The organism is Carnobacterium sp. GW821-FHT04C06 (assembly GCF_059420345.1).
In genome coordinates this window covers 1-13,290 of the sequence record NZ_JBWKTN010000001.1, presented here as the reverse complement: position 1 = coordinate 13,290, position 13,290 = coordinate 1, and the positions used below count along the sequence as shown (strand labels likewise).

Below are 13,290 nucleotides of genomic sequence, written 5' to 3'. Positions count from 1 at the left end.
TCCGTGGATCAAATCCTATTTTTTATTTTGATTGGCTGTCTATTATGATTGTAACTGGACCGTCATTTATTAACGAGACTTGCATATCGGCGCCAAATTCACCTGTTGCAACCGATATCCCCATGTCTTTTAACCCTTGATTAAAAGCTTCATATAAAGGAATTGCTTGTTCTGGTCTTGCTGCTTTTATAAAACTTGGTCGATTGCCTTTTTTTGTATCAGCAAACAATGTAAATTGTGAAATTGATAAAATTTCGCCAGCTACATCGGTAATAGCTAAATTCATTTTTTCATTTTCATCTTCAAAAATACGCATCTTTGTTATTTTCCCTACTAAATAATCCACATCTTCTTGAGTATCCTCTTCGTTAATGCCAACTAATAAGACTAATCCTTTTGATATCGCTCCTACTACCATACCCTCAATGGCAACTTCTGCTTTTTTACTTCGTTGAATTACAACTCTCAACTCATCGCCTCCACTTTTAAGTTGTCATCCGTCTAACACTGTATACATCTGGAATCGTTTTAATTTTGTCTACAATTTTTTGTAATTGATTTAAGTTTTGAATGCCAATCGTCAACGTAATTGTTGCCATTTTATTGTTATCGATTTTCCCATTGACACTTGTTAAATTTCTCGTCATGCTATTTACAACTTGCAGAACCTCATTTAATAAGCCTGTTCTATTATAGCCTTCTACTTGAAGTTCCGCATCATAATCATGTCCTTTTGAAGCCGCATCTTCCCATTCCACATCGATTAATCGATTCTCGATATCATCCGCACCTTTGATATTAGGACAGTCTGCACGGTGGATTGAAACACCTCGACCCTTAGTAATATATCCAACGATTTTATCTCCTGGTACGGGGCTACAACAGCGACTAATTCGAACTAATAAGTTATCGACGCCTTGAATAACAATGCCACCTTCGTGACGAACTTTCATTTTTTCTGGCTCTTTTTTGGTCTTTTTATCCATTTGATTCATAGTTTGAGTTTGCTTTTCAAGGTCACGTTCACGACGTTCTTTTTCAGTTAAACGATTTGCGATAATTAAGGCCGTTAATTCTCCATAGCCTACTGCTGCAAATAAATCGTCTTCACTTGTAAAATTAAACCGTTCTAAAAGTTCTTTGATGTGTTGTTTTGTTAGAAAGTCTTTTGGTGTAAATTGCATTTCTTGTAATTGTTTTTCCACCATGTCGCGACCCTTGTCGATATTCACTTCTCGGTCTTGTAATTTGAAGAAACGTTTTATTTTATTTTTCGCCTTACTTGTGGATACTAAATTAACCCAGTCTCGACTTGGACCGAATGAATTTGGTGACGTCATCACTTCAACAATATCGCCATTTTTAAGCTTGTAATTTAGGGGAACAATTTTACTATTAACCTTAGCTCCAATCGTTTTATTGCCAATTTCAGTGTGAATATTGTAAGCAAAATCTAATGGACCTGCTCCTGATGGCAATTCACTAACATCGCCCTTTGGTGTAAAGACATATACCTTATCTTTAAAGATATCCTCTTTTACACTTTCCATAAAGTCACTTGCATCATTAGCTTCATCTTGTAACTCAATAATGTCTCTAAACCAACTTAACTTCGTTCCAACTGGATCGTTGTCGACTTTTTTAGTAATACCTTCTTTATACGCCCAATGCGCGGCTACCCCAAACTCGGCTACTTGATGCATTTCAAAGGTTCTAATTTGAACTTCAACAGGATTACCATTAGGTCCAATTACAGTGGTGTGTAGTGACTGGTACATATTAGCCTTTGGCATGGCAATATAATCCTTGAAACGCCCTGGCATCGGTTTCCAACGTGTGTGGATTGCCCCTAACACAGCGTAACAATCTTTGATAGAATCCACCATTACCCGAATTGCAAGTAAATCATAGATTTCATTAAATTGTTTCTTTTGATCTTTCATTTTACGATAAATGGAATAGATATGTTTTGGACGCCCATAAATTTCAGCTTTCATATTTAACTCATCAACTGATTCTTGAATTTTTGAAATAGAGTCTGCAATATAGGCTTCTCGTTCCTCCCGTTTAGAATTCATTAGATGAACAATTCGGTAATACTGTTGTGGATTTAAATAACGTAAAGAAGTATCCTCTAGTTCCCACTTGATACGACTAATCCCTAAACGATGTGCTAATGGTGCGTATATTTCAAGTGTCTCATTAGCAATTCTTCGTTGCTTATCTGGACGGTGGTGTTTTAAGGTACGCAAATTATGCAATCGGTCGGCTAATTTCACCATGATAACGCGTAAATCTTGCGCCATTGCTAACAACATTTTACGGTGATTTTCGGCTTGTTGCTCTTCATGAGATTTATATTTTATTTTCCCTAATTTAGTAACCCCGTCTACTAACATGGCTACTTCTGGTGAAAATTCTCTTGAAATATCTTCTAAGGTCATGTCGGTATCTTCTACAACATCATGTAAAAAACCAGTTGTAATTGTTGCAGGATCCATTTTTAATTCTGCTAAAATCCCGGCAACTTGGATTGGATGAATAATGTAAGGCTCTCCTGATTTTCTAAACTGTCCTTCATGAGCATGAGTCGCATAATCACATGCTTTTTTGACAAATGCCACATGGCTACTGTTCATATAAGTTGTGGTCAATGCGATTACTTCACCAGCTGAATAATCTTTATTTTTGGGCATAACGTCACCTTCTTTTCCTCTTTTTGTAAGTAGGCCTTCAACGACTTATCGTTAGGCTTGTTGTAAAAAGAAGCGCTCAAAAAGAGCGCTTCTTTACTTTTTACACTTTTATTAATTATAACTTTAATTTCTCTTAAATTCAAACAGAATAATAACTTTTAGCATTTTTCCAAAGAAAAAAACTCTTTTAAAAATGTGTTTTAAAAGAGTCTTTCTGTATTCTTAATAATCGGTTGCCGCTACTTGTCCTTCCATGATTGCCACACCACTTGAAGCGCCTAAGCGAGTTGCACCAGCTTCTATAAGAGCTGTTGCATCTTCCAAACTACGAACTCCACCACTTGCTTTGACACCCATTTCTGGTCCAACGGTTCCACGCATTAGACGAATATCAGCAACAGTGGCGCCTCCAGTTGAAAAGCCAGTTGAGGTTTTAACAAAATCTGCTCCTGCTTTTTTAGCAAGTTCACATGATCTTACTTTTTCTTCCTCCGTCAAAAGTGCTGTTTCAATAATCACTTTTGACAGTGCTTGGTCTTTGGCAGCATCCACAACGCCTTTTATATCACGTAATACAAGTTCATCGTCATGATCTTTTAGTGCACCGATATTAATTACCATATCAACTTCTGTTGCACCATTACGAATCGCATCATTAGCTTCATATGCCTTTGTTTCTGGGGTGTTTGCTCCAAGTGGGAACCCAATAACTGTACAGACTTTCACTTGACTACCTTCTAAAAAAGCTGTTGCTTTTTTAACCCAAGTTGGATTCACGCAGACAGACATAAAATCGTATTGTACTGCTTCTTCACAAAGAAGCTTGATTTGTTCTTCCGTAGCCTCTGGTTTTAGTAAGGTATGATCAATGTACTTGTTTAATTTTTCTATCATATCGATTCCTACTTTCTGTTAGTTTATAGTATTAGTATACTTGAACCTGTATGCGCTTATCAACTCTTAGTGATTCAATTCTAATTGATAAGAAATTGCAGAAAGTGCGTATAAAGGAGCCGTTTCTGTTCGTAAAATACGTGGTCCTAATGCGCATAAAACAAATCCTGCTTCGCTAAGTTTGGTAACCTCTTTTTCAGATAACCCACCTTCTGGTCCAAAAACAAGAAGAACTTTTTCACCAGGCTTTAATTTTTTTAATGCTGTTGCAAACTGACTACCTTCATTTTGTTTGGCACTTTCTTCGTATGCCACTAAACAGACATCATATGAACGACTTTTAACGATCAACTCTGTTAAAGAAAGAACAGTTGAAATGACTGGGACTTGCGTTCGATGAGATTGTTCTGCTGCTTCTAAGGCGATTTTTTCTAAGCGTTGAATTTTTTTGCTAACTTTTTTAGGCTCCCACTTTGAAATGGAGTAGGTTGCTGCAAAAGGAATAAATTCACTTGCTCCAAGCTCAGTCCCCTTTTGGACAATCAATTCTAGCTTATCACCTTTTGGCAAGCCACTAACGATTGCGACTTCAACTGGCAATTCCTTTGTTTGCTCTTCATCGTAAAGCCATTTACAAATGACTTTATCCGATTCAATTCCTTTAATTTCTGCAATAAAGGATGGACCTTTAGGTAAGACTAGAAAAACAGTCTCCCCTTCTTTCATCCTCATTACTCGCACCATATGATGGTATTGTTCTCCCTCTATCTCAATTGGCTGTGTTTGGTAATCGGAAAGAGATTCTTCAAGAAAGTAACGTTGCATTTAGTCTTCCTCCAACGGTTTTCTAGCAATGATAGCAAACCAATCTTTCATTTGTTGAACTTGTTCAATTTCAAATCCTTGAGCTAATAACTGCTCTAATACCGTATCTTTTTTACTATCGATAATTCCTGAAGTAATAAACAACCCATTTGGTTTTAACACGCGCCATGCATCTTCAATTAATAATAAAATAATTTCAGCTAAAATATTCGCCATAACAATATCTGCTTCAATTGAAATACCTTTAAGTAAATCATTCGCTGCAACTTGAACTTCTTTTGCATAGTCATTTAAATCCATATTTTCTTTTGCTGCTCTAACGGCTACCTCATCTAAATCATAAGCATAGACGTCTCCTGCTCCTAACGCTTTACTGGCAATGCTTAAAACACCAGAACCAGTCCCCACATCTAAAATCGTTTCGCCACCGACAATCGACGTTTCTAATGCTTGCATCGATAAACGTGTGGTAGGATGTGTTCCTGTTCCAAAGGCTAAACCTGGATCAAGGCGAATAATGCGTTCGTCAGAAAACTTAGGTGTGTATTCTTCCCAACTTGGAACAACTGTCATAAAACGCGTTACTTGCAATGGATGATAGTATTTTTTCCAAGCCGTTGCCCAGCTTGTATCGCTGACTTCACTTGTTTTAACTTCATTTGGTCCAATATCTAGGCCAAAGGTTTTCAACTCTAGAATTCGTTGTTGAATGCTTGGTAAAATTTCTGGTAAGAAAATCGTTTCTGGAAAATAGGCTTTAATGACGACCCCTTCTTTTGAGTAGTCCGCTTCATCTAATGCCCAAATTTGACCAAATCCATCGTCTGGTGTATTTTCAAAATCAGAAAGATCTTCAATTGATACACCGCTTGTTCCTGCTTCCACTAATATATTCGAAACGGCTTCAACCGCTTCGCTTGCTGTTAATACACTCACTTCTGTCCATTTCATGTTTTATTCCTCCAACGCTTTTTAAAATTTAGGATATGCTGCCAATTCAGTGTTGTATCGTCCTGTTTCACGATACGTTTCAAGGGTTCCCTTAAAGTCTGCCTCATTCCAGTTCAATTCAAATGTTTCGATTGTTGGATCTGTTGCAAAATCTAATAAGTCTGATTGTCCTTCTGTCATCACAATGCGTAATTGTTTAATCACAGCATCAATTAATCCTTTTTCTATCCCTTTTTTACTATCAAATGGAATAGCTACTAAGTAGTCTGCTAAATCCAATGTCGTTTTTTTAGGGTCATAGAAAATGATAGCATCTTCAAATTCAATAATATCATTTTCCGTAACGGTGCCTTCTACATCTTCGATAACAGTCTCAGCTAAGTCAACTTCTGCAAAGATAGAACAAAAAATTTCAACTGCTGTTTGGCGTTTATTCCATTGTACCATCCAATCAAATTCTAAATGAGCCTCGTCCATTACTTCCTCAATATACGTTACACAATCTAATTTTGCCATTTCTATTCCTCTTTTCATCGATTATTTTCTAACCAACCATTATTTCCGTCTATTTTTCCTCTACGTTTAGAGACATAAGGATTTCCTGCAACACTATAACGCAAGGGTGCCTCTGTCCATTTACCTTTATTAGGAATACCGATTCGTGGTGATACATCAATAGACACTGGGATTTTTCTTTTTTCATTAGCTATATACAAAGGTTTTTCATAAATCTTACTACCCTCATCCGTTTGATTAATTGCAAAGGCTTTTGTTAATTTACCAGGCCCATTAGAAACTTCTATGCCTGTTTTACCTCGTCTAGTCTCCATTAATTCAAGTCCCATAAGAGGCTCGATGCCACGAATTAATACAGCTTCCGGATTCCCCTCTTCTTTTACGACTAAATTTAACATTTGATGAGTATGCATTTGATAGACGTAAATTGTACCTGCTTCTTCGTACATGGATTTTAAACGGGGAGTGTTTTTCCCATTAAAACTGTGAGCTGCTTCATCGATTACACCTAAATAAGCTTCGGTTTCAACAATCCATCCACTAACAGTGCCCTCAGGTGTTTCTTTTACAAGCAATCTGCCTAACAAAGATTTTGCAATTTCTTCAGTTGTTTTACTGCTGTCTAACCATGGCTCCATATCACGATACGATTCCTTTCATTTCCTCCATTATAGTATACATGAAAATCCTTTATTCTGTTACTATAAATTAAGCTTTCTTGACAAACGAGCTTAATTATTTCAATATAAGTAAGAAGAACAATCGTAAGAAAGGGGGATTTTTTATGATTCGTTATCCAATTTGGGATCGTCAGAAAAAAATCGGTGTCACAGCACCATCAAGTGGCGTTCAAAAAGAGTTGCAACCCATGCTTTGGATGGCTATTAACTATTTTAAAAATCAAGGTCAAGAAGTCATCGTAACACCTAACGTTTGGACGCAAGAAAATGTCGTTTCCAGTCCAGCTTATGTGCGAAACAACGAATTAAACGCGCTACTTACAAATCAAGAAGTTAGCTTAATCATTCCGCCTTGGGGTGGTGAATTATTATTGGAAATGTTGCCGTTAATCGACTTCAATTCATTTCCAACAAAATGGCTATTGGGGTATTCCGATATTAGTGGCTTGTTATTAGCTATTACCTTAAAAACAGGTATCGCAACGGCTCATGGAACAAATTTTATTGATTTACGTGGAACAACGATGGATGACACAACGGCAAGTTATCAAACGGTATTAACTACATTACCTGGTAAAAGTGTGACGCAACAGTCTTCTTCCTTTTATCAATCAAAATGGGACTTTGAAAAAACTAATGATAGTCCCTTTCATCTCGATAAGCCCACAAAATGGCGCCATATTGATCCCACAATAACTAGTCAGCATTTAGAAGGACGCGTTCTTTGTGGCTGTATTGACATTATTCGCCATTTAATTGGCACCCCTTTTGGAGATGTAGAAGCTTTTTGGCAAGAACATATTCCTGATGAACCTGTGCTTTGGGTGCTTGAAAATTGTGAACTCAATAGTGCTGATTTAAGAAGAAGCTTGCTTCAAATGCACTATGCAGGCTGGTTTAAGCATTGCACCGGAATTTTATTTGGTCGTAGCAATGCCAATGAGGTTTTTGAGGATTATCATTTTATAGATGTCTATCAAATGCTTGCGGAAGAATTACAGATTCCCATTCTTTACGACATTGATTGTGGTCATGTTCCTCCACAGTTAACGTTTATTAATGGTGCCTATCTTGAAGTAAGCTATTCAAATGGACACGCCACTGTGATTCAAACATTTAATTAAAAAAACAAGACTATTCAGTTTATCCCTGCTTAGTCTTGTTTTTTATTAGTTAAGCTGTTGAAATAACTCCCCTACTGCTTGATGAATTACCAATGTCGCTTGGCTTTCAGCAGATAAACTACTTTTATTAATTAAAACTAAGTCTTCTCCTTGATAGAAGTCAATCAAGCCACTAGAAGGATAGACTGAAAGGGACGTACCCGCAATAATTAATAAATCAGCCTCTTTAATTGATTGGATACTTTGATCAATGACAACATCCTCTAATGCCTCTCCATAAAGAACAACATCTGGTCGCACAATACCGTTATCCGCATCACAACGAGGAATCCCATTTTCATCACGCATTAACTCATTTAAAGAATATTTTTTTTGACATAATTCACAATGATTATGCTGAACACTTCCGTGTAATTCCAATACTTTTTGACTGCCTGCTACTTGATGCAAGCCATCAATATTTTGAGTAATTACTGTCACTGATTTGTCTTGCTGTTCCAAAGCCGCTAAATAAGCATGTGCTGGATTTGGTTTAGCGGATGGATAAATTAAATGCTTAAAGTAATAATCAAAAAACAACTGAGGATGCTTTTTCAAAAAAGAATGACTGACAATCTCTTCTGGTGTCACTTTAGTCTTTAATTCTTGGTTAAAGAGTCCATCTGCAGATCTAAAGTCTGGAATGCCGCTTTCAGTTGAAACCCCTGCACCGCCAAAAAAAACGATTTTTTGATGGTGTTCAATTAAATTTTGTAAAATAAGTGCTTTATTTCCCAATATTTCCACAACCCTTCTAGCTGACTTTGTCATAAACGTCTCTTTTTCTGTCCTTTTTGATAGGAAATGCAATAGTTTCTGAAGCTTAATTATGATAACATATATTATATAAGATGATAACTCAAATTCTTTAATGGTTAAGTCTTATCATAACATGAACTTTGGAGGAATAAAACGTGAAAAAAATGATTTTACAGTTGGTGACGATTGCAACGCTCTTTACCCTTGCAACTCCAGCTCTAGCAAAAGACACTTTGGATTTAACGTTTAAATCAACTTCATCAGCAACTAAAAAGAACGTGGATTTAGCAGTTAAAACGAATTTACCAAAGGATACTAAAATTCAAACGACTGTTGAGGGTCCAAAAGATTTTAAAGAAAAATTTAACTTAAAAGTCGACAAAAAAGGTTTTGTCAAACAAGAATTTAAAGGAAAAAAATACGGTACCTATAAAATCACGTATGCTACTCAAGTAGTAAAAAAACAACCCAGCAGTGTTCAAAAGAAATTAGGAAAGAATGGTTCTAATTTAACTGGGAAATTTGTTTACAAAGGAACTGGAACCTATGCAGAAAAGCTGACTGTCCAAAAGGGAAAAAAACAAGTAGCCGTTAAACAACAAAGTAAAAATGAAAAATTAATAAACGAACAAAAAGTTGCAAAAGCAGCAGCAAAGAAAAAGGCTAAAGCGGAAAAAATTGCCAAAGAACAACTTGAAGCAGCTATAAAAGCTGTTGAGCTTGCAGAAGCAACACCTACCAGAGAAAATTATGATAAAGCCAATACGTTGGTAGCATCATTAAGTCAAAAGAATAAAGGTCTATCTGATCGTCTAACAACCGTAAACACTACTATTCTAGCTAGCGAAAAAGCTGAATCTGACCGTCTTGCTGCTGAAAAGAAAGCTGAAGAAGATCGACTAGCAGCCGAAAAAGCTGAGGCTGACCGCGTTGCTAGTGAACAAAAAGAAGCTGCACGAATCGCAGCAGAGCAAGCACAACTTGCTGAAGCAAATCGTATTGCTAATGAACAAGCTCAAGCGGCTCAAGCAGCCCAAACACCAGTTGGAAATACTGTATACGTTACAACTACTGGACATCGCTATCATGCTTCGCCTAATTGTCGTGGTCTGAACAATGCTAATTCTACCCGTTCAGCTACTCTTGAAGAAGCACAGAATCGTGGATTAACGCCTTGTAAGTTTTGTTATTAAAAAAAGAATGGATTATCTCATTTTAGATAATCCATTCTTTTTTATTTTATGCATCTACTAATTGCATGATATAACCTGTTTTTTGTTTGATTTCAATGTATCGTTCACCCGCTTCTTTGCCATTAAATGGTGAAATCATTACACCTCTTTGATTTACAACATCTTGCAAGTCTGTTGTAATCATGCTCCATCCAGGAAATTTCACTTTAAATTCTTGAACTTTAGAAGCTACCTCACTTGGTGTAAAAGGTTGTACAACTAATTGGTATTGTGTTTTATTTGGCAGTTGCATTAAAAATGCTGAATAACTTGGAAAGGCTTTTCTAAATTCTTTCAAACGATCTAACGCTTCATTTTCGTTAAAAGGACTAATTACAACAGCTTTTTTAGTTTTATCCACTTGCCCTGATACGTTGCCAGTAATTTGTGTCATATAACCTGTTTTTTGTTTAATTTCCAAATATTTTTCGGCAACTTCACTTCCAGTAAAGGGACTGATTAGCACTCCTTGTGGTTTCGCCACATCACGTAAATCAACAATTTGCTTCGACCAACCTGGGAACTTATTATTCAATTCAGATAGTTTCCCCTGAACTTCGTTTACTGTAAATGGTTGAACAACTAATTCATATTGTGTCTTATTCGGCAATTGTTTCAAAAATGCTTCATAGTGTGGCATCGCTTTTCTAAATTCTGCCAAACGATCTAATGCTTCATTTTCATTAAAGGGACTGATCACAATTGCCTTATGTGTAGCAATTGGTGGTGTGTTAGAAATGATACGAACTGCAAAATTAGGTTTAAAATATTTAATATTTGTAATTTTCACGACATCTCCTGTGGTCGGCGCATGGATAAAATTACCCCCTCCAATTGCTATCCCATCATGTGACGTTCTGCCACGACTGCCAAAAAAATAAATATCTCCTGGTTGAGCTTCTGCAACACTGATTACAGTTCCTGCATACTCTTGCTCAGTTGTTACACGAGGCAATGAATAGCCTTGCTGTCTAAAAACATATTGAACTAAGCCCGAACAATCAAATCCATTCGGTGTTGTGCCACCTAATACGTATGGGACTCCTAGGTATTTATGTGCTTCATTTACAATATCTTGTCTCGTTCCTATGGCTTCTGATTTTTGACTTCCAATAATAAAGCTAAGCATTAATAAACCTACCACAATCATGACTTTTTTCTTCATTAATCGATCACTCCTATTTTTTTATTCTGAAATAACCAACTACCTATTTTGTATTATACTATTAATAGCGATACCCGATAAATCAACTAGTAATTGGTTATCTCGGGTATCAAATTTTTATAACCTAGGCATCAACAATTTCCATTGAATAACCAAATTCTTTTTTTACTAAAAGATATTTTTCAGTAACTTCACTTCCAGTAAAGGGACTGATTAAAATAGCCTTTGGATCCCCAACATTATGAAAAGCCTGAATATTTTTCATCCAACTTGAAAAACGACCGTTGATTTCATTAAGTGCATCCTTCACTTCAACAGGTGCGAAAGGTTGGATCACTAAATGATATTGCTCAGCATTCTCTAAACGCTGCTCTAAAAAGGTATTTGCAGCATAACTTGGAAAGGCTTTTTTAAATTCATTTAATTTATCTAATGCTTCTCCACTTGAAAACGGACTAACTACAATTGAGTTTTTATTTAATTCTTTTGAATAATCAACTCGACCGGCATCTCCATAAGGGCTTGGATTAATGGTCATTGAAAAACCAAATCTTTTTTTAATTTTTAGAAAAGCTTCCCCAACTTCAACACCTTTGAATGGCGCAATAAGAAGAGCTTTTCTTGTAGAAAAATCGACTAATTCTGCAACAGCCATTGTCCAATGTGGGAATTTCCCTTGAATCTCCATTTTTTTAGCATTTACTTCCAAATAAGTAAATGGTTGAATGACGATACTGTATTTTTGATTTCCTGCATATTCTAAGCAAGCACTGTATTGAGGAAATGCACTACGAAATTCGGTTAATTTTTCTAATACTTCATTTTCAAGAAAATAAGAGATTTTCACACCGAAATTACGTTTTGGGTCTAGTGGTTTTTCTGTAGTGTCAGACAATAAGTTGAACCACTCTTCAGCCCAAATTCCTCTTTGTGGTTGATCTGGATTTGCTGGACGCTCATAATTATGAATAAAGACACTTGCTAAATAGGTTGGACTTTGCGTACTTTGAGTAAATTGTCTAAAATTTAGTGGGTAAGCAGTCGTCGCATAAAATTGTTTCCCATTTTCAAGTTCCCACTGAATTCTTTTACATTGTGTTTCTACCGTACGATAATTGAGTCCATTGCTATTCGCCCAGTTAACTAAATTTGATTTCGGTGTCCATTGTACAAGACCATAGCCACCCCCACCGCCTAGTTCGTCTTTATCTGCAATAATACCTGACTCTCCTTGCATGTTCCCAAGTAATCCAGAAATTGCCTGTGCTGTCCATCCCTTATTTCTAAAAAATAAATAAATTACTTTTGCGTTCTCTGTTGCGTTTTCTACCATTGTTTTTCCCTCCAATTAATTTTTATAAGAAAAATAACGATTCTTTGTACTATTTTCTTACTGACTCAATCATATCTTTTTTAGGGATACTCTTCCTATCTAGAATCTTTTAATATTCTAACTAAGTTCTTTCAAAAGTCTTTTTAAATACTAGATTATTAAGTAGAACTACTCCACAGTTTCCTTTGGTAGCCCTTTAGAAAACAAACTATGTGTTATAGAATTTTGATTGTTTTTTAAGGGATCACTCCCTTTCAATTCATTGTCCCACTTATCTGTTGATTTCCATTTTCGGATAGTGCTAGATGACTTCTTCAATCCAATTGCACTATCAACTAAAGGCTTTTCATCATTAGATTCTAACCATATTTGTTTTGCTTTATCCCTCAAAGGGTTTCGTTGTCTAGCCACTCATTTTTCACCACCTCACGTTTCGTGTTGTTTTGTAATCACCTTTAAGTGATTTATGTATTTAAAGCAAAATAAAAAGACACTCATTCGAGTGCCATTAATTAGCTAATTTTTTTGTTTTTTTAAAATCAAATAGTTCAGTGACGCTTATATCTCAAGAGTATTAATGTAATTGAAGAAATATCATCTTTTTTCATTTCAAAATACAATTTCCATATTTTCAACTCTTTATAGGAATATGTATCTGGGTCAATAGGTGAGACAGCTTTTGCGAGAGATTTTTTATGTTAAGCAGATAAAATGTGCTGCTCGAATTGACTAGGAGTCAAATAAGCTAACACACTGTGAATTCTGCGGTTATTGTAAAATCCTTGGACGTAACTAAAAAGTTGAGTTTTCGCTTCTTCAAACGTTGTGTACGTTGGTCTTTGATACACGTGTTCTTTCTTTAATGACACATGAAAGGATTGAATTCCTGCATTGTCATAAGGGCAGCCTTTTCGACTGTAAGAATGTGAAATCCCTAATTTTTCAAGATTTCTTTCATATTCTGAGCTAGTGTATTGGGATCCTAAATCTGTATGCAAGATACAATTAGTTGATAATTTTCGATTTAAAACAGCGTCTTCTAGAGCTTTAATGACAATTTTTGTTTCCATTTTTTT

The 13,290-nt window shown here is 35.9% G+C and carries 14 protein-coding genes; 2 read left to right on the top strand and 12 right to left on the bottom strand.

Going from position 1 to position 13,290, the window contains the following annotated elements; translation table 11 throughout:
• Positions 1-22: 22 nt before the first annotated feature.
• The 7 genes from dtd to AC07SW_RS00040 all read right to left on the bottom strand — a co-directional run bounded on the left by dtd (position 23) and on the right by AC07SW_RS00040 (position 6,520).
• Entirely contained in the window at positions 23-469 is a 447-nt protein-coding gene (gene dtd, locus AC07SW_RS00070; protein WP_135018485.1) for a D-aminoacyl-tRNA deacylase, read from the bottom strand.
• A gap of 16 nt (positions 470-485) precedes the next feature.
• Complete coding sequence (locus tag AC07SW_RS00065) at positions 486-2,696, bottom strand: RelA/SpoT family protein (protein WP_494632044.1); 2,211 nt, start codon at positions 2,694-2,696, stop codon at positions 486-488.
• A gap of 222 nt (positions 2,697-2,918) precedes the next feature.
• Entirely contained in the window at positions 2,919-3,590 is a 672-nt protein-coding gene (gene deoC, locus AC07SW_RS00060) for a deoxyribose-phosphate aldolase (RefSeq protein ID WP_135018483.1), read from the bottom strand.
• A 66-nt stretch (positions 3,591-3,656) separates the two neighbouring features.
• On the bottom strand, positions 3,657-4,415 hold the full coding sequence (locus tag AC07SW_RS00055; protein ID WP_034569943.1) for a 16S rRNA (uracil(1498)-N(3))-methyltransferase: 759 nt from the start codon (positions 4,413-4,415) through the stop codon (positions 3,657-3,659).
• Positions 4,416-5,366: a 50S ribosomal protein L11 methyltransferase gene (gene prmA / locus AC07SW_RS00050; protein ID WP_135018482.1), complete on the bottom strand. Its 951-nt coding sequence runs from the start codon at positions 5,364-5,366 to the stop codon at positions 4,416-4,418. It lies immediately after the preceding gene.
• 21 nt (positions 5,367-5,387) lie between these two features.
• Positions 5,388-5,882 (bottom strand): DUF3013 family protein, encoded by a 495-nt coding sequence (locus tag AC07SW_RS00045; protein WP_034569947.1) that lies wholly within the window; start codon positions 5,880-5,882, stop codon positions 5,388-5,390.
• Positions 5,883-5,896: 14 nt separating this feature from the next.
• Complete coding sequence (locus AC07SW_RS00040; protein WP_135023523.1) at positions 5,897-6,520, bottom strand: DNA-3-methyladenine glycosylase; 624 nt, start codon at positions 6,518-6,520, stop codon at positions 5,897-5,899.
• 146 nt (positions 6,521-6,666) lie between these two features.
• Between AC07SW_RS00040 and AC07SW_RS00035 the strand changes: the two genes are divergently transcribed.
• The gene (locus tag AC07SW_RS00035) at positions 6,667-7,686 is read left to right on the top strand and encodes a S66 family peptidase (RefSeq protein ID WP_135023521.1); all 1,020 of its coding nucleotides are present in this window, start codon (positions 6,667-6,669) and stop codon (positions 7,684-7,686) included.
• Positions 7,687-7,731: 45 nt separating this feature from the next.
• Here the strand turns inward: AC07SW_RS00035 and AC07SW_RS00030 are convergent, their stop codons facing one another.
• Complete coding sequence (locus AC07SW_RS00030) at positions 7,732-8,463, bottom strand: NAD-dependent protein deacylase (protein ID WP_238610745.1); 732 nt, start codon at positions 8,461-8,463, stop codon at positions 7,732-7,734.
• Positions 8,464-8,639: 176 nt separating this feature from the next.
• Between AC07SW_RS00030 and AC07SW_RS00025 the strand changes: the two genes are divergently transcribed.
• Positions 8,640-9,677 (top strand): hypothetical protein, encoded by a 1,038-nt coding sequence (locus AC07SW_RS00025; RefSeq protein WP_135023517.1) that lies wholly within the window; start codon positions 8,640-8,642, stop codon positions 9,675-9,677.
• A 46-nt stretch (positions 9,678-9,723) separates the two neighbouring features.
• Here AC07SW_RS00025 and AC07SW_RS00020 read toward each other — a convergent pair whose 3' ends face one another.
• From AC07SW_RS00020 to AC07SW_RS00005, 4 genes are all read right to left on the bottom strand, one after another.
• Positions 9,724-10,881, bottom strand: a complete 1,158-nt coding sequence (locus AC07SW_RS00020) for a C40 family peptidase (protein ID WP_494632042.1) — start codon at positions 10,879-10,881, stop codon at positions 9,724-9,726.
• A 124-nt stretch (positions 10,882-11,005) separates the two neighbouring features.
• A complete protein-coding gene (locus AC07SW_RS00015; RefSeq protein ID WP_167736725.1) occupies positions 11,006-12,214 on the bottom strand; it encodes a phage tail tip lysozyme in 1,209 nt (402 codons plus the stop codon).
• Positions 12,215-12,382: 168 nt separating this feature from the next.
• Positions 12,383-12,625, bottom strand: a complete 243-nt coding sequence (locus AC07SW_RS00010; protein WP_135023511.1) for a phage terminase small subunit-related protein — start codon at positions 12,623-12,625, stop codon at positions 12,383-12,385.
• Between the two features lie 287 nt (positions 12,626-12,912).
• Positions 12,913-13,290 (bottom strand): transposase (locus tag AC07SW_RS00005; RefSeq protein WP_494632041.1); only part of this gene is annotated, 378 nt, incomplete at its 5' end.